Here is a 20,263-nt window from a genome sequence, read left to right on the forward strand (position 1 = left end):
AGAGGAGCAGACGATGGCTGGTAGCATAAAATTCTGTTTCTCTCGATCTACGACGGGGAAGTAACTATGAATGGGGCGCGGTGGGTAGTACATGCTTTGCGAGCACAGGGAGTCGATACCGTTTTTGGCTATCCGGGTGGAGCAATTATGCCGGTTTACGATGCATTGTATGACGGCGGCGTGGAACACTTACTTTGCCGGCATGAACAGGGCGCGGCTATGGCGGCTATCGGCTATGCCAGGGCTACCGGCAAAACCGGCGTGTGTATTGCCACTTCGGGGCCTGGCGCAACCAACCTGATCACCGGCCTCGCCGACGCACTGCTTGATTCCGTTCCCGTTGTTGCTATCACTGGCCAGGTTGCTGCCCCGTTCATTGGCACCGACGCATTCCAGGAAGTTGATGTCCTCGGTTTATCGCTGGCATGCACCAAGCACAGTTTCCTGGTGCAGTCGCTGGAAGAACTGCCGCGAATCATTGCCGAAGCTTTCCACGTAGCAAACTCCGGGCGTCCCGGTCCCGTGTTGGTCGATATCCCAAAAGACATCCAGCTGGCTCAAGGCGATCTCGATCCGCATTTTTCCATGGTAGCCGACGACGTTGATTTTCCATATGCGGATATCGAATACGCTTTGCAGATGCTGATTCAGTCGCAGAAGCCGATGTTATACGTAGGCGGCGGCGTGGGGATGGCGCAGGCGGTACCGGCGCTGCGCGAATTTCTTGCCGTCACGCAAATGCCAGCGACCGCCACCCTGAAAGGGCTGGGGGTTGTTGCGGCGGATTATCCTTACTATCTGGGGATGCTGGGGATGCACGGCACCAAGGCGGCCAACCTGGCGGTACAGGAATGTGACCTGCTGATCGCGGTAGGCGCTCGCTTTGACGATCGCGTCACCGGTAAGCTGAATACGTTTGCCCCGCACGCCAAAGTTATCCATATGGATATCGATCCGGCTGAACTGAACAAGCTCCGTCAGGCGCATATCGGCCTGACCGGCGATTTGAACGTAATGCTGCCCGCACTGCAGCAGCCGCTGTCTATTGACGCCTGGCGCCAACGTAATGCGCAGCTGCGCGCCGAGCATGCCTGGCGCTATGACCATCCGGGAGACGCTATCTATGCCCCGCTGCTGCTGAAGCAGCTTTCCGATCGCAAACCCGCAGACTGCGTCGTGACAACCGATGTGGGCCAGCATCAGATGTGGTCAGCGCAGCATATGACCTATACGCGCCCGGAGAATTTCATCACTTCCAGTGGATTAGGCACTATGGGTTTCGGCTTGCCCGCAGCGGTAGGTGCGCAGGTGGCCCGCCCCGATGATACGGTTATCTGTATCTCCGGTGACGGTTCCTTCATGATGAACGTGCAGGAGCTGGGCACCGTAAAACGCAAGCAGCTGCCGCTGAAGATAGTCTTACTGGACAACCAGCGTTTAGGAATGGTTCGACAATGGCAGCAGCTGTTTTTTCAGGAACGTTATAGCGAAACCACTCTTACCGATAACCCCGATTTTCTTACTCTGGCCAGCGCCTTCGGCATCCCTGGTCAACACATCACCCGTAAAGACCAGGTTGAAGCGGCACTCGACACCATGCTTTCGAGCCAGGGGCCTTACCTGCTTCATGTCTCAATCGATGAACTTGAGAACGTCTGGCCGTTGGTGCCGCCCGGTGCCAGTAATGCAGAAATGCTGGAGAAATTATCATGATGCAACATCAGGTCGCCTTGCAGGCTCGCTTTAACCCTGAAACGTTAGAACGCGTGCTGCGCGTCGTGCGCCATCGCGGGTTCCAGATTTGCGCGATGAATATGGAAACCGCCGCCGATGCCCGGAATATTAATATTGAACTGACCGTTGCCAGCCAGCGGCCCGTCGAATTACTGTTTAGTCAATTAAGCAAACTGGTGGACGTCGCCTGCGTCGAGATCCAGCAACCAACATCACAACAAATTCGCGCCTGAGCGCAAAGGAAGAATAATGACGACGAAAAAAGCTGACTACATTTGGTTCAATGGTGAGATGGTTCCGTGGGGCGAGGCGAAGGTTCACGTAATGTCCCATGCGCTGCACTACGGGACTTCCGTATTTGAAGGCATTCGTTGCTACGATTCTCACAAGGGACCGGTGGTGTTTCGTCACCGTGAACATATGCAGCGTCTGCATGACTCAGCCAAAATCTATCGTTTCCCGGTTTCTCAGAGCGTTGATGAACTGATGGAAGCCTGCCGCGAAGTTATTCGTAAAAACAGCCTGACCAGCGCCTATATCCGTCCGTTAGTCTTTGTCGGCGATGTGGGCATGGGCGTCAACCCGCCTCCGGGCTATAACACTGACGTGATCATCGCGGCGTTCCCGTGGGGCGCCTACCTGGGTGCCGAAGCGCTGGATCAGGGGATCGATGCGATGGTTTCTTCCTGGAATCGCGCGGCGCCAAACACGATCCCAACCGCAGCTAAAGCGGGCGGTAACTACCTCTCTTCTCTGCTGGTCGGCAGCGAAGCGCGTCGCCATGGCTATCAGGAAGGTATCGCGCTGGACGTGAACGGCTATATCTCTGAAGGCGCCGGTGAAAATCTCTTTGAAGTCAAAGATGGCGTGTTGTTTACTCCGCCGTTCACCTCTTCCGCGCTGCCGGGCATCACCCGCGACGCTATCATCAAGCTGGCGAAAGACCTGGGTCTGGAAGTCCGCGAGCAGGTATTGTCCCGCGAGTCCCTGTACCTGGCCGACGAAGTCTTTATGTCCGGTACTGCCGCGGAGATCACGCCGGTACGCAGCGTTGATGGTATTCAGGTGGGCGAAGGCCGCTGCGGCCCGATCACCAAGCGCATTCAGCAAGCATTCTTTGGCCTCTTCACCGGTGAAACCGAGGATAAATGGGGCTGGTTGGATCAGGTTAATCAATAAGCATAAAAAAATGGGGCGACACGCAACGCCCCATTTCACCGAAACTGGGAGTAACTAAAGCATGCCTAAGTACCGTTCCGCCACAACCACTCACGGCCGTAATATGGCGGGTGCCCGCGCGCTGTGGCGCGCCACTGGAATGACCGACGATGATTTCGGTAAGCCGATTATCGCCGTGGTGAACTCTTTCACCCAGTTCGTGCCGGGTCACGTTCACCTGCGCGATCTCGGTAAGCTGGTTGCTGAGCAAATCGAAGCCGCTGGCGGCGTCGCCAAAGAATTCAACACTATTGCGGTGGATGATGGGATCGCGATGGGCCACGGGGGTATGCTTTATTCACTGCCATCCCGCGAACTGATCGCCGACTCGGTAGAGTACATGGTTAACGCCCACTGTGCTGATGCGATGGTCTGTATCTCTAACTGCGACAAAATCACCCCGGGGATGTTAATGGCGTCTCTGCGCCTGAATATTCCGGTCATTTTTGTTTCCGGCGGCCCGATGGAAGCCGGGAAAACCAAACTGTCCGATCAAATCATTAAACTCGACCTCGTTGACGCGATGATTCAGGGCGCTGACCCGAAAGTCTCCGACGATCAGAGTAATCAGGTTGAACGTTCAGCCTGCCCGACCTGCGGCTCTTGTTCAGGGATGTTCACCGCGAACTCGATGAACTGCCTGACCGAAGCGCTGGGCCTGTCGCAGCCGGGTAACGGCTCGCTGCTGGCGACTCACGCCGATCGTAAACAGCTGTTCCTCAATGCGGGCTCACGTATCGTTGAGCTGACTAAACGCTATTACGAGCAGGACGATGCCTCTGCGCTGCCGCGTAATATCGCCAATAAGGCGGCGTTTGAAAACGCCATGACGCTGGATATCGCCATGGGCGGTTCCACCAATACCGTACTGCATCTGCTGGCGGCGGCGCAGGAAGCGGAAATCGACTTCACCATGAGCGATATCGATAAACTTTCCCGCAAAGTGCCGCAGCTGTGTAAGGTCGCGCCAAGTACGCAGAAATATCATATGGAAGACGTGCATCGCGCGGGCGGCGTATTGGGTATTTTAGGTGAACTGGATCGTGCCGGGCTGCTGAACCGCGATGTGAAAAACGTGCTTGGTTTGTCCCTGCCGCAGACGCTGGAGCAGTATGATATCACCGTCACGCAGGATGAAGCGGTTAAGAAGATGTTCCGCGCTGGCCCTGCGGGTATCCGCACAACGCAGGCTTTCTCTCAGAACTGCCGTTGGGACACCCTGGATGACGATCGCGCAGAAGGCTGTATCCGCTCGCTGGAACATGCTTACAGCAAGGATGGCGGTCTGGCGGTTCTGTACGGTAACTTTGCCGAGAACGGCTGCATCGTGAAAACCGCCGGCGTTGACGACAGCATCCTCAAATTTACCGGCCCGGCGAAGGTATACGAAAGCCAGGACGCGGCTGTGGATGCGATCCTCGGCGGCAAGGTGGTCGCCGGTGACGTAGTCGTCATCCGCTATGAAGGGCCGAAAGGTGGGCCGGGGATGCAGGAGATGCTCTACCCGACGACCTTCCTGAAATCAATGGGCCTGGGTAAAGCTTGTGCGCTGATTACCGATGGACGCTTCTCCGGCGGTACCTCGGGTCTCTCTATTGGCCACGTTTCTCCGGAAGCAGCCAGCGGTGGCAATATCGCGATCATTGAAGATGGCGACATGATTGCTATCGATATCCCGAACCGCGGTATTCAGCTGCAGCTGAGCGATGCCGAGATTGCGGCGCGCCGCGAAGCTCAGGAAGCCCGCGGTGATAAAGCATGGACGCCGAAAGATCGCGAGCGTCAGGTTTCCTTTGCCCTTCGCGCCTATGCCAGTCTGGCAACCAGCGCCGATAAAGGCGCGGTGCGCGATAAATCGAAACTTGGGGGTTAATGATGGCCGAGTCGCAACCCCTGTCCGCCGCCCCTGAGGGGGCGGAATACCTCAGAGCGGTACTGCGCGCGCCGGTATACGAAGCCGCGCAGATCACGCCGCTGCAAAAAATGGAAAAGCTCTCGTCGCGCCTCGATAACGTTGTGCTGGTGAAGCGTGAAGACCGTCAGCCGGTGCACAGCTTTAAGCTGCGCGGGGCGTACGCGATGATGGCGGGTCTGACGGAAGAACAAAAATCGCATGGCGTGATTACCGCTTCGGCGGGTAATCATGCGCAGGGCGTGGCTTTCTCGGCATCTCGCCTGGGCGTGAAGGCGCTCATCGTCATGCCAACCGCCACCGCGGATATCAAAGTTGATGCGGTGCGCGGCTTCGGCGGTGAAGTGCTGCTGCACGGCGCGAATTTCGATGAAGCCAAAGCCAAAGCCATCGATCTGGCGCAGCAGCAGGGGTTCACCTGGGTTCCGCCTTTCGACCATCCGATGGTGATTGCCGGGCAGGGGACGCTGGCGCTGGAGCTGCTGCAGCAGGATGCCCATATCGATCGCGTGTTTGTCCCGGTCGGCGGCGGCGGTCTCGCGGCGGGCGTGGCGGTGCTGATCAAACAGCTGATGCCGCAGATCAAAGTCATTGCGGTTGAGGCCGAGGATTCTGCCTGTCTGAAAGCCGCGCTGGATGCGGGTCATCCGGTTGATTTACCCCGCGTTGGGCTCTTTGCCGAAGGCGTAGCGGTTAAACGTATCGGCGATGAGACTTTCCGTCTGTGTCAGGAGTATCTCGACGACATCGTTACTGTCGATAGCGATGCCATCTGCGCGGCGATGAAAGACCTGTTTGAAGATGTGCGTGCGGTAGCAGAACCTTCCGGGGCGCTGGCGCTGGCGGGGATGAAAAAATATATCACTCAGCATAATATTCGCGGCGAACGCCTGGCGCACGTGCTTTCCGGCGCGAACGTCAACTTCCACGGCCTGCGCTACGTTTCCGAACGCTGCGAGCTTGGGGAACAGCGCGAAGCGCTGCTGGCGGTCACCATTCCGGAAGAGAAGGGCAGCTTCCTCAAGTTCTGCCAGCTGCTGGGCGGCCGTTCGGTGACGGAGTTCAACTACCGCTTCGCGGATGCGAAAAATGCCTGCATTTTTGTCGGCGTGCGCCTGAGCCGGGGACTGGAAGAGCGGAAAGAGATCCTCAACCTGCTGCACGAGGGGGGCTACAGCGTAGTGGATCTCTCCGACGATGAAATGGCCAAGCTGCACGTGCGCTATATGGTCGGCGGGCGTCCGTCGCAGCCGCTGCAGGAGCGTTTGTTCAGCTTCGAGTTTCCGGAATCGCCCGGCGCCCTGCTGAAGTTCCTGCATACCCTGGGCACCCACTGGAACATCTCTCTGTTCCATTATCGCAGCCACGGTACCGATTATGGCCGCGTGCTGGCGGCATTCGAACTGGGCGATCATGAGCCTGATTTCGAAACCCGCTTGCATGAGCTGGGCTACGATTGCCACGACGAGAGCAATAATCCAGCGTTCAGGTTCTTCCTCGCAGGTTAAACTGCGCAGCGCATATCTGGCCTACGATCGGGTTGTAGGCCGGTTCAGGCATCCGGCACTAGTGGCCAGGCAGCAAATTCCAGAATGCATTAATCAGCGGCTCATGCAGCCGCTTTTTTGGCGCGCAGACGCCCAGTTCAAAAGGGGTTTTCTCGTCGCTACGCTCCAGAATCATGACGCGATTGCGTACGGGCTCCGGGCTATTTTCCAACACCACTTCCGGCAGCAGCGCGACGCCGCAGCCCAGCGCCACCATAGAAACCATGGCTTCATGTCCGCCCACCGTAGCGTAAATCGACGGATTACTGATTTTATGGCGGCGAAACCATAGCTCAATGCGGCGGCGCACGGGCCCCTGATCGGCCATAATGAAGGGTACCGTTGCCCAGTCGGGTTTCTCCACCGAGACCTGATTGCGAACCGGACAAGGCAGCGCCGGGGCGATCAGCACTACCGCCAAATTCTCCAGCATGGAAAACACCACTGCGCCAGGCAGCGTCTCGGGTTTCCCGGCAATCGCCAGATCGGCCTCACCCGTGACTACTTTCTCCATCGCATCGGCGGCATCGCCGGTGGTGAGTTTTATTTCCACCGAGGGATGTTCGGCGCGGAAACGATCGAGAATCGGCGGAAGATGACTGTAGGCGGCGGTCACCGAACAGAAGATATGCAGTTCGCCCGACAGCGACGGACCTTGCTGATCGATCGCGTGGCGCAGCTGCTGGTACTGCAACAGCGTTTGCTGGGCAAAGGTGCGGAGTTCTTCTCCTGCTTCGGTAAGCGTTACCGTGCGGTTATCGCGGACAAACAGCGGCTGCCCAAGGTCTTCTTCCAGGCGCTGAATCTGCCGGGAAAGCGTGGAGGGGCTGACGTGCATCGCCCGCGCGCTGCGGCCAAAATGGCGGCTTTCCGCCAGATGCAGGAAGGTTTTTAGATCGCGTAAATCCACCGGCGGCACTCCACGATTTTACATTGCAGAAATTGCAACGTGACGTTGTGAATATATCAATTTCCGCAATAAATTTCCTGTCATATAGTAAGTTCATTCTCTCTTGCACAGACACGGCAAGCGAACCGAACAATAAGACGCACAACATCACGAGGTATCACCATGGCTAACTACTTTAATACACTGAACCTGCGCCAGCAGCTGGCGCAGCTGGGCAAATGTCGCTTTATGGGTCGCGACGAATTCGCCGATGGCGCAAGCTACCTTCAGGGTAAAAAAGTGGTCATCGTCGGCTGTGGCGCTCAGGGCCTGAACCAGGGTCTGAACATGCGTGACTCCGGTCTGGATATTTCCTACGCCCTGCGTAAAGAAGCGATTGCCGAAAAGCGCGCGTCATGGCGTAAAGCGACCGAAAACGGCTTCAAAGTAGGGACCTACGAAGAGCTGATCCCGCAGGCCGATCTGGTGGTTAACCTGACTCCGGACAAACAGCACTCTGACGTTGTACGTTCCGTTCAGCCGTTGATGAAAGATGGCGCGGCGCTGGGCTACTCACATGGTTTCAACATCGTGGAAGTTGGCGAGCAGATCCGTAAAGATATCACTGTCGTGATGGTGGCGCCGAAGTGCCCGGGTACCGAAGTGCGTGAAGAGTACAAGCGCGGCTTCGGCGTACCGACCTTGATCGCGGTTCACCCGGAAAACGATCCGAAAGGCGAAGGCATGGCGATTGCTAAAGCCTGGGCTGCGGCGACCGGCGGTCACCGTGCGGGCGTTCTGGAATCTTCCTTCGTTGCCGAAGTGAAATCCGATCTGATGGGCGAGCAGACCATCCTCTGCGGTATGCTGCAGGCCGGTTCTCTGCTGTGCTTCGATAAGCTGGTGGAAGAGGGTACCGACCCGGCATACGCCGAAAAACTGATTCAGTTCGGCTGGGAAACCATCACCGAAGCGCTGAAACAGGGTGGTATCACCCTGATGATGGATCGCCTGTCTAACCCGGCTAAGCTGCGTGCTTATGCGCTGTCCGAACAGCTGAAAACGATCATGGCGCCGCTGTTCCAGAAGCATATGGATGACATCATCTCCGGTGAATTCTCCTCAGGCATGATGGCTGACTGGGCCAACGACGATAAGAAACTGCTGACCTGGCGTGAAGAAACCGGTAAGACCGCGTTCGAGACCGCACCGCAGTTTGAAGGTAAAATCGGCGAGCAGGAGTACTTCGATAAAGGCGTTCTGATGATCGCAATGGTGAAAGCGGGCGTTGAGCTGGCGTTTGAAACCATGGTGGATTCCGGCATCATCGAAGAGTCTGCTTACTACGAATCACTGCACGAGCTGCCGCTGATTGCCAACACCATCGCTCGTAAGCGTCTGTACGAAATGAACGTGGTTATCTCCGATACCGCTGAATACGGTAACTACCTGTTCTCTTACGCCTGCGTACCGCTGCTGAAAGAGTTCATGACCACCCTGCAGACCGGCGACCTGGGTAAAGCGATTGCCGAAGGCGCGGTAGATAACGCTCAGCTGCGCGACGTGAACGAAGCCATTCGCAGCCACGCTATCGAGCAGGTTGGTAAGAAACTGCGCGGTTACATGACCGATATGAAGCGTATTGCGGTAGCGGGCTAATTCCCCGTCGTCTTTCAACTTGCAGATGCGTTGGCTGCGTTGGTACACCCCAGTCACATAGTTATCTATGCTCCTGGGGTTGTACTCACTTGCCGCCTTCCTGCAAGCTGAAATCCTTAGGGGAAAGCTGTGAGATAAAAAACCGGTGCAATAAGACACCGGTTTTTTTATTTGCGGTACAGCACTTTGATGATGTGATAACCGAATTGGGTGTGCAGCGGGCCGGTGGGCTCCAGCTCCGGGCAGGAGAAGACAACTTTATCAAACGCCGGCACCATCTGGCCCTGGCGGAATTCACCTAAGTCGCCGCCGCGTTTGCCTGACGGGCAGATCGAGTGCTTCTTCGCCAGTTTACCGAAATCGGCGCCGTTTTTAATTTGCTCCAGAAGATCCAGTGCCAGCTGCTCTTCTTTAACCAGGATATGCAGTGCTGCTGCCGTTTTTGCCATGATCGTACCTTGATTGAATAGGGGATGAATCAGGGCGCAATAGTAGCATGGGCTAGCGGCGATACAGCACCTTAATGATGTGGTAGCCAAACTTGGTTTTGACCGGCCCGTAAGGTTTGAGCAGCGGGCAGCTAAAGACTGCCTTATCGAACGGCCCGACCATGACTCCTTGATTAAACTCCCCGAGATCGCCGCCGTTGCGCCCGGAGGGGCACTTTGAATAGCGTTTTGCCAGATGATCGAAGCTCACGCCACGTTCCAGTTTTGCGAGGATCTCTTGCGCCAGCTTCTCTTCTTTAACCAGGATGTGCAGGGCTGCTGCGCTCTTTGCCATTATTTTGTTCTCACGTCTCAAAGATATCCCGTTACTTTACCACCCGCTTTGGTCGCGGACATATACTCTTCGCCATCGCGGGACAGATGTCTCGCCTGATAGATGGAAGCGGGAGATGAGCAACACTTTTATCCGGCGTATTCCCCCCTGCCAGGGACAGCCGTCCTGTCCTTAACGTCGTGGAGCGAGATAACATGGACACAATGAAAAAACCTGAATTTTCAGTCGGCTGGCTTTCCGGGCTGAGCGAGATTGTGAGCGATCCGCTGCTCTATGAATTACTGAAATATTGTCCTCTGGAGATCATGCGGCGCTGGCGTTTCGAAGAGATCCCGCGCGGTGATTTTATCTGCCGACAGGGTGAAGTGTGTCAGCGGTTTTCGCTGATTATCGCCGGTGAGGTGGACGTTTTCTATGAGGCTGAGGACGGGCGCCGCTACCGTCAGGCCCGCTACCGTAAAGGCGACATGCTGGGCGAGCTCGAGATCTTTGAATCGCGTCATTACATCTGCTCGGTGGTGGCGGTGGGTCATGTGCAGCTTCTGAGCCTGTCGCAGGAACATTTCTGCCGCTGGCTGGCGTTAGATAACCATTTTAACCAGCGGATGCTGCGCTTCTTTAGCCAGCAGTATTACCAGCTGTCGAAGAAGGCCAGCAGCGACAATCTTTACTCGCTGCATCAGCGGGTGTGTCAGGCGTTATGGCTGCGTTATCAACAGGATGGTGCCGATGAAATCTTGCTGGATAAGCAGAATCTCAGCCAGGAATTCGCGGCGACGACCCGCAGTATTAACCGTATTTTGCATGACCTGAAAGCGCTACAGATTATTGATACCGATGGTGAACGCATTGTGTTGTTAGCTCCTGAAAAACTGAAGCAGGAGGCTGATATCGGATAACCGCAAGAGTAAGGAGGCGGGAGAATGTCGCTGCAACCCCATATCCAGTTAAGCAAAGAGATGACCGGCGCGCGGTACGCGCTGCTGCCGGGCGACCCGCAGCGGGTCGACCGCATCGCCAATTTTCTTGATAATCCACAGCCACTCGGTCAGAACCGGGAGTTTCGCGCCGCGCGCGGCTGGTATCAGGGCGTCGAGATTTTAGTGCTCTCTACCGGCATCGGCGGGCCATCTACGGCGATTGCCATTGAAGAGCTGCGCCAGATCGGCGTAACCACTCTGATTCGTATCGGCAGCTGCGGGGCACTGCAGGATAATCTTGCGCTCGGCGATGTGATTATCGCTCACGCCGCGGTGATGGATGACGGTACCAGCCGAACCTATGCGCCAGCGGGCTATCCGGCCTGCGCCGACCCGCAGCTGACCTGGGAACTGGTGGCGCAGGCGCGGCAGATGAACATCCCGGTCGCGTGCGGTCTGGTGCGCAGCCATGACAGTTTCTATACCGATCGTGAGGCGGAACTGGATGCGCAGTGGTCGGCGCGCGGCATTCTGGGGGCGGATATGGAGAGTGCCGCCCTGATGACTATCGGCGCGCTGCGCGGGTTACGTACGGCTTCATTACTCAATGTGGTTGTTGCCCATAACGGTTGTCTGGATAGCAGCATCAATGATTATGTCCAGCAGGAAACGCTGTGCCAGCAGGGCGAAGAACGGCAAATTACCCTGGCGCTACGCGCCATTTATTCCGCTAGCCAGCAAGGAGGTTTGTGATGGACTTTTTTAGCATCAACAATGTGATGGTCAACATTCCTCTCGGCGAAGGCGGCTATGCGCTATCGTGGATTGAAGCTATCGGTACCGTATTCGGCCTGTTGTGTATCTGGTGCGCCAGCCGGGAAAAAATCATCAACTATCTGTTTGGCCTGATCAACGTCACGCTGTTTGCGGCCATTTTTTTCCAGATCCAGCTCTATGCCAGCCTGCTGCTGCAGGTGTTTTTCTTCGCTGCCAATATTTACGGCTGGTACGCGTGGAGCCGGCAAAACGAGGCGCAGGAGGCCGCGCTCAAGGTACGTTGGCTTTCCCGTCAGCAAACGCTGGCGCTGGGCGGCATCTGCGCGGTGGCGATTGTGCTGATGACGCTATTTATTGACCCGGTGTTCGCGACGCTCACCCGTATCATGATTGCCCTACTGCAAACGTTCGGTATGCAGGTCGCGATGCCCGACCTCCAGCCCGATGCCTTCCCGTTCTGGGATTCCACCATGCTGGTGTTGTCGATTGCGGCCATGGTGCTGATGACGCGTAAGTTCGTCGAAAACTGGCTGCTGTGGGTGGTTATCGACGTGATTAGCGTGGTTATCTATGCGGTACAGGGCGTTTACGCCATGTCGCTTGAATATGTCCTGCTGACGGCGATCGCGGTGATGGGCTCGTACAGCTGGATCAAGAGCGCGCAGCGCAACGGCTATACGCCGCTTGCTGCAGCCGCATCCTGATTGACCTATTGCCAGGCTGCCTGAATGGGCAGCCTGTTGCTCTCACCGCCCCTCTTTCTGCTACAATCCCCACCCCGTTCGAAGATTGAGCAAAAGACTCCCATGCGTTTAAATCCTGGCCAACAACAAGCCGTCGAATTCGTTACCGGACCGTGCCTGGTGCTGGCGGGTGCCGGTTCCGGTAAGACCCGCGTTATTACCAATAAAATAGCCCACCTGATCCGCGGCTGCGGCTATCAGGCGCGCCATATCGCGGCGGTCACCTTTACCAATAAGGCGGCGCGCGAAATGAAAGAGCGCGTCGGGCAAACGCTGGGGCGTAAAGAAGCGCGCGGCCTGATGATTTCCACCTTCCACACGCTGGGGCTGGATATCATCAAACGCGAATACGCTGCGTTAGGGATGAAATCCAACTTCTCGCTGTTCGACGATACCGACCAGGTGGCGCTGTTAAAAGAGCTCACCGAAGGGCTGATCGAAGAAGACAAAGTGGTACTTCAGCAGCTGATCTCCACGATCTCCAACTGGAAAAACGATCTGAAAACCCCTGTCCAGGCCGCCGCTGGCGCGAAAGGGGAGCGGGATCGGATCTTTGCTCACTGCTACGGGCTGTACGACGCGCATATGAAAGCCTGTAACGTACTCGACTTCGATGATCTGATCCTGCTGCCGACCCTGCTGCTGCAGCGTAACGAAGAGGTGCGGGAGCGCTGGCAGAACAAGATTCGCTATCTGCTGGTGGATGAATACCAGGATACCAACACCAGCCAGTACGAGCTGGTGAAACTGCTGGTGGGGCAGCGGGCGCGCTTTACCGTGGTCGGCGATGACGATCAGTCGATCTACTCCTGGCGCGGCGCGCGGCCGCAGAACCTGGTGCTGCTAAGCCAGGATTTCCCGGCGCTGCAGGTGATCAAGCTGGAGCAAAACTACCGCTCTTCCGGGCGTATTCTGAAGGCGGCCAACATCCTGATTGCCAATAACCCGCACGTCTTCGAAAAGCGCCTGTTTTCCGAGCTGGGCTATGGCGTAGAGCTGAAGGTGCTCTCCGCCAACAATGAAGATCATGAGGCGGAACGCGTTGCCGGTGAACTCATCGCTCATCACTTTATTAATAAAACTGCCTATAAGGATTACGCGATCCTGTATCGCGGCAACCATCAGTCACGGGTTTTCGAAAAGATGCTGATGCAAAACCGCATTCCGTACAAAATTTCTGGCGGCACGTCGTTCTTTTCCCGCCCGGAAATTAAAGATCTGCTGGCCTATCTGCGCGTGCTGACTAACCCTGATGACGACAGCGCCTTTCTGCGCATCGTCAATACGCCGAAGCGTGAAATCGGTTCGGCGACGTTGCAAAAGCTGGGCGAATGGGCGATGGGGCGCAATAAAAGCATGTTTACCGCCAGCTTCGATATGGGTCTGACCCAGACGCTGAACGGACGCGGCTACGAGTCTCTGACCCGCTTCACCCACTGGCTGCGGGAGATCCAGCAGCTTTCAGAGCGCGAGCCGATTGCCGCCGTCCGCGATCTGATCCGCGGCGTGGATTATGAATCATGGCTCTATGAGACTTCGCCCAGCCCGAAAGCCGCCGAAATGCGGATGAAAAACGTCAATACGCTCTTCACGTGGATGACCGAAATGCTGGAGGGCAGCGATATCGATGAACCGATGACGCTCACCCAGGTCGTGACCCGTTTCACGCTACGAGACATGATGGAGCGCGGCGAGTCGGATGAGGAGACGGATCAGGTTCAGCTGATGACGCTTCATGCTTCAAAGGGACTGGAGTTCCCCTACGTCTATCTGGTTGGCATGGAGGAAGGGCTGTTGCCGCACCAGAGTAGTATTGATGAAGACAACGTCGATGAAGAACGCCGTCTTGCCTACGTGGGTATCACCCGCGCGCAGAAAGAGCTCACTTTTACCCTGTGCAAAGAGCGCCGGCAGTACGGCGAGCTGGTGCGACCGGAGCCGAGCCGTTTCCTGCTGGAGCTGCCGCAGGATGATCTGATTTGGGAGCAGGAGCGCAAAGTTATTTCGCCGGAAGAACGCATGCATAAAGGCCAGGCGAATGTCGCCAACATCCGGGCGATGCTGGCGAAAGCGCGTAAATAGCGGCTAGCGGCCGTTTTGCTGCTGAAGCTGGAACTGACGTAGCTCTTCGCGACCCGGAGCACCGTCTGAACCCGGCCGGGTGACGACAATAGCCGCTACTTCATTGCCCAGCAGCGCGGCCTGGCGTAGATCCATCCCGCAGGCCAGCCCGGCGATCGTACCGGCGCAGTGGCTGTCTCCTGCGGCAATCGTGTCATAGACCTTCACGCGGCAGGCAGGAATGTGTTGCGGTTCCGCGTCGGGTTCAACCACCCACGCGCCATCTTTATCAAACCGACAGATCGCCCGTAAATGCCAGTCGCTGGCGAGCCGCGAAGCGGCGTGAAGGGTCGCGCTATCCGTATCGTATAAACGTGCGCACAGCAAGCTCAGTTCATCGCGATTCAGGGTGAGCACGGGACCTTTGCCCAACAACGCCTGGATAAAGTGAATATCCAGTTCACCCAGACGCGGACCAAAATCGACAAACAGCGTTTTATCTTCCGTAAGGTCCAGAATCCACTTGCGCAGGGCTTCGCTGGCCAGCTCGTAGCCAGAGACATAAATTATGGCGTCCTTCGGCTGCGGAATTTGTGCGAGTAGCTCGTTGTTCCAGTGCTGCTCGCAGCCCTCAACGGTGATAAACGTCCGCTCTTTGTTAGCCTCGACGAGGGCCAGACACCAGCCGTTATCGTGAGTGGGGTGGCGCAAGAGGACGGGTAGGTTTTCCTGTGCCATTTTCTGTGCAACGGCCTGCCCCCACTCGCCATTTCCCACCGGTATCGCGTTTATCACAGGGAGTTCAAGGCGTGAGAGCGCGCGGGCGACATTGAACGCGCAGCCGCCAATCTGCCGTCCGCCGTCGCGGGCGGAAACATCGCTACCGCTATGCGGTAGTGCATCGAGATGGAGGATCATGTCGCTAAAAGCGGCGCCGATAACCACGATCGGCCGCCGCGGCGACAGCAGGTCAGCTGTTATTGTCACGGCTGGCCTCCTTTCTTGCGCCGAACGCCAGATACAGCGCCAGGCTCAGAATAAAAGAGACAAACAGACCCAGGCTGGAGTCCGCGAAAATGCCGACGGCGAAAGGACCGTCGATAAACCCGGTTTTGGATACCATCAATCCCGCCAGCGCGCCGACAATCCAGCAGCCCAGCGCGGTGCGGTTTGCTCCGCTTTCCCTGAATAAATCAGCTTCAGCATATCCGGCTCGGCGGCGAATCCGATAAAAATCGACCATAAAAATGGCGGCCCAGGCGGCCAGAAATACGCCGCAGAAAATCAGAAACGCGATGAAGGGCCCAAGAAAATCTTTCGAGACAAATAGCACATAGAGCGCGATCCCCAGCACCAGTACGGCATCGAGGGCCACGGCGGAACGCTGCTGGAGCTTAATCCCCATGCTTAACAGATTAAGACTGGCGGAATAGAGGCTCAATACGGCGATGGTCACGACCCCGGCGGTCGCCGCGGCCAGATAGGGGATTGCCATCCAGGAAGGCAGCAGTTTGCCAATCGCTGAAATGGGGTTCTCGCTGGACGCCAGATCGGGGATCTGGGCGGTAAGCAGTATCCCGGTGAGCATCAGCAGCAATAGGGGGAGCGCGGCGCCGCTGACAACGGCGAGAAAAATAGGCTTTTCACCGGCGTCGGGACGCTGATCCCGGCTATAGTCGGCGCCGGCGATAGCCCAGCTGATGCCGGTACCGGCGGCAATAATTGATACCGCCGGCAGAAAACCGGTGAGCCAGCTGCCTGAAGGCAGCGCGAGGATGGCCTGCCAGTCTGCGGTGAAGAGTAAATAGATTACTACCAGCAGCGTCATGGCGCCAAAGATCCGGGTGATCCATTTTTGCATCATCAACACGGCATTTTGTCCGAGCACGCTGACCAGTACGGTCAGCCCGCCAAACAAGAAAAGCGACAGCGCGGTGGTGGTGAGACTCTCTTCAAAACCCATGGCGGCAAACAGCGCGACGAGGGTGAGCGTGCCGGTAATGATATTGACCGCCTCCCAGCCCATCAGATTCACCCAACAGAAGCTGGTGGGGGCGATATTACCGCGTTTGCCAAAAATGACCCGGGAGAGAGTGAGCGTCGTGGTGCGGCCGATTTTGCCGGCGATGCTGGTGACGCCGACCAGCGCAAAAGAGGCGACGCCCGCCACGGCGGCAAGAATCGCCTGCCAGAATGAGAGGCCAAACGACACAATCACCGCGCCGTAAACGACCCCAAGAATGCCAATATTCGCGGCGCACCAGACGAAAAACAGCTGGATCGGTTGTTGGGTCTGGTGGACCGGGGGAACGAGACCGATCCCTAATTCCGCCATTCCGGGATCTGCCGTCTGGATATTTCCATCGTATGAAGCTTTGCTGTCCATAGTGATGCCCTCTGTGAATTATGCGAAGCGGTATTCTGCAAGCCGCCGTGCGTAAGGCGCGAAGTCGATGCTGTTGGCCTGCTTAATCTGTTGTACAGGTTCTTCAGGAAAAGCCTCTATGCCATGAAGCGCGCCGCAAATGGCGGTTGCCATCGCGCCAATAGTGTCGGTGTCGCCGCCTAAATTGGCTGCCAGCATAGCGCATTTCATGGGCTGCGTTTTTGCCAGCTCGACCAGCGCAATCGCTGCGGGGACGGACTCGATAATATCCATACCGGCGCCGATATCCTCATAAATACGTTCAATACCTGTCAGGTGGTCATTCTCCCCGGCAATCGTTTCCAGCGCCAGGTGGATACGGTTCCCAAGAAGTGGACTAAAAGTGGACTCGTAATGGCGCTGGGTTTCATTTGCCAGCGACGACAACTCGGTTTTAATTAACGGCCACCCGGCTCCTTCAATGGCGCGGCTGATAGCCCAGGCAACGACCACCGCGCCGGCGATGGCGATGTCTGATTTGTGCGTCGGCAGGCAGGATAGCCGCACTTGCTCAATGAAAAAGGCCCTGTCCCCGGTTGGTAGTCGACAACCCATCGGCGCCACGCGCATTGCCGCGCCGTTGGTCACGCCGTTGGCCGCGATCTCATCCAGCGGTTGCCCCTGTTCGAGCGCGATCAGAGAAGCTTTTGAGGTTGGGCCGAGAATATTTTTCTCGAATGCCTTGCAGCGTCGGGCCCACAGCAGAATGTGTCTGGCGATAGTCAGTGGATCGGTCACGCCGTTGTGTTCATCGAGCGCATCCATCAGCGCGATACACTGATGGGTGTCATCCGTGAACTCGGCGGCGCGAAATTCGCAGGCCGCAATATTCTCTTTCGGCCCGGGAAGAAAGCGTTCAATCCAGCCAAAATGGTTAATGATTCGACGTTTAGGCCACAGTTCAGAGGGCATGCCCATCGCATCACCGATGGCTTGCCCATAAAGACAGCCAAGGATGCGGCTTTCGGCAATATAGGTAGGGCGAATATCAGACATCGTCGACTCCCTGGAAGAAATGAATAAAAGTTAATCTAAAAATAGATCCAGATTAAGTCCAGTTAAAGTCCTTTATAGTTATGCTGTGATCGCAGGCGCATTCTGAGAGAAAAAAGCGACGTAAAAATGAATGGGGCGACGTTATGATGGGGCTATTGATTCCAGTATGGATCCACTATGATAAATCCACTGTCACTGAATTCCGCAAGGCCATGAAATTATGTCGCAACCATTGCTTGAGTATATAAAAGGGCGTCTGAATGCAGAGGCTCCCGCGCCGCTTTATATTCAGCTTAAACAAGCTATTGAAGCTGCGATGACCGAGCGTTTATTGACGCACGGCAGCATTCTGCCCTCCGAGCGCAAAATGTCTCAGACCCTGGAATTGTCGCGCGTGACGGTGGTTAAGGCCCTTGATGCGCTGCTGGAAGCTGGGCTGGTGATTAAGCGCCATGGAAAAGGTACCGAGGTGAATCTGCCGGTAAGCTATAACCTTGCCAGCGGCGGATTTTCTGCCCAGCTACAAAATTCAGGAACGGTGTCCAATCGATGGCTGGTGCGGGAAAAGCTGGCGGCGGATGATTTTCTGGCTCGTCAGCTGGAGATCGCCGTCGGCGATCGAGTGGCGAAAATCAAACGCGTACGTCTGGTCGATGCCCTTCCGGTGTCTATCGAAACCATGTTTATTCCCGAGCGTTTCTTACCCCGCCCGGATTTACTCGAAGGGTCGCTGTACGCGCACTGGGCGGAAAATGCTATTTATCCCGATCTTCAGGATTACTCGCTGACGGTGCATATTCCTTCGGCGGAAGAGCTGAATTTGCTCGACCTGCCGCAGGGTGTGCCATTGATGAAAATTACGCTGAAAAGTCGTAATGCCCAAGGCGAGGTGCTTGAGTACGGTACCGCTTTCTGCCTGAGCAATTACTTTAATTTTGATTTCAGAGTGAAGCTGCAATAAGCGCAGTCGGCCAGTTATCGTTCATTACCGTTTGGCATGGTCGGTGTATGAAACCCGCAATCGCTTTATGTAAGAGCGGATAATATCCGACGACTTACTGCTCGTTAAGCCGAAGCGGCCAGTGAACGTAGCTCTGCCACTGGCACTCCTGTTCGACCATTTCCCGACCCAGCGGATGATTCTCCAGCCAGCCCTGCGGCAGCGTTAGCGTCAAACTTTCATCAACGGCAGCCAGCGTAATCATCGGCAGCAGATCGTCGCGTCGGCGGCTGGCAAACAGAATAGCCAGACGCAGCAGACGACACATATGCTCCGCGACTCTCGGCGGAACCGCGTTTTGTTGATGAAGGGAAGAAAGGTCGACGGTGCTGGTTTGGTTTAACAGCAGGGTCGCCAGCAGCTTCTTCTGCGCGGGGGTAAATCCTGGCAGGTCGAGATTGCGCACCAGCCAGGCGGCATGCAGAGGCGCCTGCTTGTATTCCACGCTCAGACCGATTTCATGCAGCTGGCAGGCGCTTTGCAGCAAATCGAAGCATAGCGGCTCAATTTCCCAGCTGTTTTCCACCTGATGAACGAAATGGGCGGCCAGTTGGGCAACGCGCTGTGCCTGTTCGGTATCAACCAGAAACCGGCGCTGAATATTGCGTAAGGTACGACTGCGAATATCCTGATCGATCGACAGGTGCAGCATGCCGTATACCAAACCTTCACGCAGTGCGCCGCCGGCGAGCGTCATACACTGAATATTCAGCTCGCTGAAGATGGCCATAAGAATCGCCAGCCCGCTAGGAAAGACGAGCGCCCGTTCAAGGGTCAGACCTTCGATCTCCAGCTCCTCCAGCCGACCGCACTGAATCGCGCGCTGTTTGAGCTGCTGTAGCTTGGCTAAGGTGATGCGTTCATCCATCCCCTGCGCCATCATGATTTCCTGTAACGCCTGGACCGTACCGGAAGCCCCGACGCACACTTTCCAGCCGTGATAGCGCAGAACATCGGCGACGGGACGCAAAACTTCACGCGCGGCGGTTTCGGCCTGGTCAAAGTTTTCTTTGGTCAGGCTGCGATCGGCGAAGTATCGTTCCAGCCAGGTCACGCAGCCCATCGACAGGCTAAAAAGCGAGGTGGTTTGCGCGCCGGTACCGGTAACCAGTTCGGTGCTGGCGCCGCCAATATCCACGACCAGACGCTGATCCGCGCCGCCAGTGGTATGCGCGACGCCCTGATAAATCAGGCGTGCTTCCTCTTCGCCGCTGATAACCTGCACCGCGCAGCCGAGGATTTCCCGCGCTTTTTCCAGAAACTCACCGGCGTTAACCGCCAGGCGCAGCGTCGCTGTGGCGACCACGCGGATTTGCGTCGGGGGGATATCCTGCAAACGCTCGGCGAACAGGCGCAAGCATTGCCAGCCGCGCTCCATGGCTTCGGCAGAGAGCGTGTTGTCGCCGTTGAGGCCAGCGGCCAGACGGACTTTGCGTTTGATACGGCTGAGGGTCTGGATGCTCCCGGCGACCTCGCGTACAACCAACATATGAAAGCTATTGGAGCCAAGATCGATAGCTGCATAGAGCGAGGTGGAACTCATACACTTCATCCTTCAAGCTGCCTCTGCGTTGGCTGCATGCTTTTTCCCGGAGCGCG

The 20,263-nt window shown here is 56.6% G+C and carries 18 protein-coding genes; 11 read left to right on the forward strand and 7 right to left on the reverse strand.

What is annotated here, in order from left to right:
* The first annotated feature begins 66 nt into the window (after positions 1-66).
* The 5 genes from ilvG (at position 67) to ilvA (ending at position 6,372) form a co-directional block, all read left to right on the forward strand.
* On the forward strand, positions 67-1,713 hold the full coding sequence (ilvG, locus tag IYV58_RS00705) for an acetolactate synthase 2 catalytic subunit (protein ID WP_087828786.1): 1,647 nt from the start codon (positions 67-69) through the stop codon (positions 1,711-1,713).
* The gene (gene ilvM, locus IYV58_RS00710) at positions 1,710-1,967 is read left to right on the forward strand and encodes an acetolactate synthase 2 small subunit (RefSeq protein ID WP_004107599.1); all 258 of its coding nucleotides are present in this window, start codon (positions 1,710-1,712) and stop codon (positions 1,965-1,967) included. The genes ilvG and ilvM overlap by 4 nt, the downstream gene beginning before the upstream one ends.
* Before the next feature lie 16 nt (positions 1,968-1,983).
* Positions 1,984-2,913: a branched-chain amino acid transaminase gene (locus IYV58_RS00715; RefSeq protein ID WP_004097473.1), complete on the forward strand. Its 930-nt coding sequence runs from the start codon at positions 1,984-1,986 to the stop codon at positions 2,911-2,913.
* A gap of 61 nt (positions 2,914-2,974) precedes the next feature.
* Positions 2,975-4,825 (forward strand): dihydroxy-acid dehydratase, encoded by a 1,851-nt coding sequence (ilvD, locus tag IYV58_RS00720; protein ID WP_004097475.1) that lies wholly within the window; start codon positions 2,975-2,977, stop codon positions 4,823-4,825.
* A gap of 2 nt (positions 4,826-4,827) precedes the next feature.
* Positions 4,828-6,372: a threonine ammonia-lyase, biosynthetic gene (gene ilvA / locus IYV58_RS00725; RefSeq protein ID WP_195729687.1), complete on the forward strand. Its 1,545-nt coding sequence runs from the start codon at positions 4,828-4,830 to the stop codon at positions 6,370-6,372.
* Positions 6,373-6,430: 58 nt separating this feature from the next.
* On the opposite strand, the gene ilvY is transcribed toward ilvA, so the two are convergent.
* Positions 6,431-7,321 carry an HTH-type transcriptional activator IlvY gene (gene ilvY, locus IYV58_RS00730; protein ID WP_004127349.1) on the reverse strand — a complete coding sequence of 297 codons (891 nt, stop codon included), beginning with the start codon at positions 7,319-7,321 and terminating at the stop codon, positions 6,431-6,433.
* Positions 7,322-7,483: 162 nt separating this feature from the next.
* On the opposite strand from ilvY, the gene ilvC reads away from it, so the two are divergent.
* Complete coding sequence (ilvC, locus tag IYV58_RS00735) at positions 7,484-8,959, forward strand: ketol-acid reductoisomerase (RefSeq protein WP_004127350.1); 1,476 nt, start codon at positions 7,484-7,486, stop codon at positions 8,957-8,959.
* A 167-nt stretch (positions 8,960-9,126) separates the two neighbouring features.
* Here ilvC and ppiC (IYV58_RS00740) read toward each other — a convergent pair whose 3' ends face one another.
* Entirely contained in the window at positions 9,127-9,408 is a 282-nt protein-coding gene (gene ppiC / locus IYV58_RS00740; RefSeq protein WP_004127351.1) for a peptidylprolyl isomerase PpiC, read from the reverse strand.
* 52 nt (positions 9,409-9,460) lie between these two features.
* The gene (gene ppiC / locus IYV58_RS00745) at positions 9,461-9,742 is read right to left on the reverse strand and encodes a peptidylprolyl isomerase PpiC (RefSeq protein WP_004127352.1); all 282 of its coding nucleotides are present in this window, start codon (positions 9,740-9,742) and stop codon (positions 9,461-9,463) included.
* Positions 9,743-9,936: 194 nt separating this feature from the next.
* On the opposite strand from ppiC (IYV58_RS00745), the gene IYV58_RS00750 reads away from it, so the two are divergent.
* From IYV58_RS00750 to rep, 4 genes are all read left to right on the forward strand, one after another.
* Positions 9,937-10,641: a Crp/Fnr family transcriptional regulator gene (locus tag IYV58_RS00750; protein WP_004127355.1), complete on the forward strand. Its 705-nt coding sequence runs from the start codon at positions 9,937-9,939 to the stop codon at positions 10,639-10,641.
* Positions 10,642-10,665: 24 nt separating this feature from the next.
* Entirely contained in the window at positions 10,666-11,415 is a 750-nt protein-coding gene (locus IYV58_RS00755; RefSeq protein WP_049112509.1) for a nucleoside phosphorylase, read from the forward strand.
* A complete protein-coding gene (gene pnuC / locus IYV58_RS00760) occupies positions 11,415-12,143 on the forward strand; it encodes a nicotinamide riboside transporter PnuC (RefSeq protein ID WP_004127360.1) in 729 nt (242 codons plus the stop codon). The genes IYV58_RS00755 and pnuC overlap by 1 nt, the downstream gene beginning before the upstream one ends.
* Before the next feature lie 102 nt (positions 12,144-12,245).
* Positions 12,246-14,264, forward strand: a complete 2,019-nt coding sequence (gene rep / locus IYV58_RS00765; protein WP_049112508.1) for a DNA helicase Rep — start codon at positions 12,246-12,248, stop codon at positions 14,262-14,264.
* 3 nt (positions 14,265-14,267) lie between these two features.
* Here rep and IYV58_RS00770 read toward each other — a convergent pair whose 3' ends face one another.
* Genes IYV58_RS00770 through IYV58_RS00780 form a run of 3 tightly spaced genes read right to left on the reverse strand, consistent with a single transcriptional unit; the run spans position 14,268 to position 17,664 of the window.
* The gene (locus tag IYV58_RS00770) at positions 14,268-15,230 is read right to left on the reverse strand and encodes a PfkB family carbohydrate kinase (protein WP_004127369.1); all 963 of its coding nucleotides are present in this window, start codon (positions 15,228-15,230) and stop codon (positions 14,268-14,270) included.
* Complete coding sequence (locus tag IYV58_RS00775; RefSeq protein WP_049112506.1) at positions 15,214-16,629, reverse strand: purine-cytosine permease family protein; 1,416 nt, start codon at positions 16,627-16,629, stop codon at positions 15,214-15,216. The genes IYV58_RS00770 and IYV58_RS00775 overlap by 17 nt, the downstream gene beginning before the upstream one ends.
* A gap of 18 nt (positions 16,630-16,647) precedes the next feature.
* On the reverse strand, positions 16,648-17,664 hold the full coding sequence (locus IYV58_RS00780; RefSeq protein ID WP_004127374.1) for an ADP-ribosylglycohydrolase family protein: 1,017 nt from the start codon (positions 17,662-17,664) through the stop codon (positions 16,648-16,650).
* Between the two features lie 220 nt (positions 17,665-17,884).
* Here IYV58_RS00780 and IYV58_RS00785 point away from each other — a divergent pair, with 220 nt between their 5' ends.
* Positions 17,885-18,625 (forward strand): GntR family transcriptional regulator, encoded by a 741-nt coding sequence (locus IYV58_RS00785; protein WP_004127377.1) that lies wholly within the window; start codon positions 17,885-17,887, stop codon positions 18,623-18,625.
* Between the two features lie 94 nt (positions 18,626-18,719).
* On the opposite strand, the gene gppA is transcribed toward IYV58_RS00785, so the two are convergent.
* Positions 18,720-20,216: a guanosine-5'-triphosphate,3'-diphosphate diphosphatase gene (gppA, locus tag IYV58_RS00790; RefSeq protein WP_162626108.1), complete on the reverse strand. Its 1,497-nt coding sequence runs from the start codon at positions 20,214-20,216 to the stop codon at positions 18,720-18,722.
* Positions 20,217-20,263: the final 47 nt, after the last annotated feature.

The organism is Klebsiella sp. BDA134-6 (assembly GCF_015601345.1).
In the GTDB taxonomy this organism is placed as follows: domain Bacteria; phylum Pseudomonadota; class Gammaproteobacteria; order Enterobacterales; family Enterobacteriaceae; genus Klebsiella; species Klebsiella grimontii.

Excerpts from the sequence above, each read along its gene's own strand:
- ilvG (WP_087828786.1), top strand. The coding sequence starts at position 67 with ATGAATGGGGCGCGGTGGGTAGTACATGCTTTGCGAGCACAGGGAGTC.
- ilvM (WP_004107599.1), top strand. The coding sequence starts at position 1,710 with ATGATGCAACATCAGGTCGCCTTGCAGGCTCGCTTTAACCCTGAAACG.
- IYV58_RS00715 (WP_004097473.1), top strand. The coding sequence starts at position 1,984 with ATGACGACGAAAAAAGCTGACTACATTTGGTTCAATGGTGAGATGGTT.
- ilvD (WP_004097475.1), top strand. The coding sequence starts at position 2,975 with ATGCCTAAGTACCGTTCCGCCACAACCACTCACGGCCGTAATATGGCG.
- ilvA (WP_195729687.1), top strand. The coding sequence starts at position 4,828 with ATGGCCGAGTCGCAACCCCTGTCCGCCGCCCCTGAGGGGGCGGAATAC.
- ilvC (WP_004127350.1), top strand. The coding sequence starts at position 7,484 with ATGGCTAACTACTTTAATACACTGAACCTGCGCCAGCAGCTGGCGCAG.
- ppiC (WP_004127351.1), bottom strand. The coding sequence starts at position 9,408 with ATGGCAAAAACGGCAGCAGCACTGCATATCCTGGTTAAAGAAGAGCAG.
- ppiC (WP_004127352.1), bottom strand. The coding sequence starts at position 9,742 with ATGGCAAAGAGCGCAGCAGCCCTGCACATCCTGGTTAAAGAAGAGAAG.
- IYV58_RS00750 (WP_004127355.1), top strand. The coding sequence starts at position 9,937 with ATGGACACAATGAAAAAACCTGAATTTTCAGTCGGCTGGCTTTCCGGG.
- IYV58_RS00755 (WP_049112509.1), top strand. The coding sequence starts at position 10,666 with ATGTCGCTGCAACCCCATATCCAGTTAAGCAAAGAGATGACCGGCGCG.
- pnuC (WP_004127360.1), top strand. The coding sequence starts at position 11,415 with ATGGACTTTTTTAGCATCAACAATGTGATGGTCAACATTCCTCTCGGC.
- rep (WP_049112508.1), top strand. The coding sequence starts at position 12,246 with ATGCGTTTAAATCCTGGCCAACAACAAGCCGTCGAATTCGTTACCGGA.
- IYV58_RS00775 (WP_049112506.1), bottom strand. The coding sequence starts at position 16,629 with ATGGACAGCAAAGCTTCATACGATGGAAATATCCAGACGGCAGATCCC.
- IYV58_RS00780 (WP_004127374.1), bottom strand. The coding sequence starts at position 17,664 with ATGTCTGATATTCGCCCTACCTATATTGCCGAAAGCCGCATCCTTGGC.
- IYV58_RS00785 (WP_004127377.1), top strand. The coding sequence starts at position 17,885 with ATGTCGCAACCATTGCTTGAGTATATAAAAGGGCGTCTGAATGCAGAG.
- gppA (WP_162626108.1), bottom strand. The coding sequence starts at position 20,216 with ATGAAGTGTATGAGTTCCACCTCGCTCTATGCAGCTATCGATCTTGGC.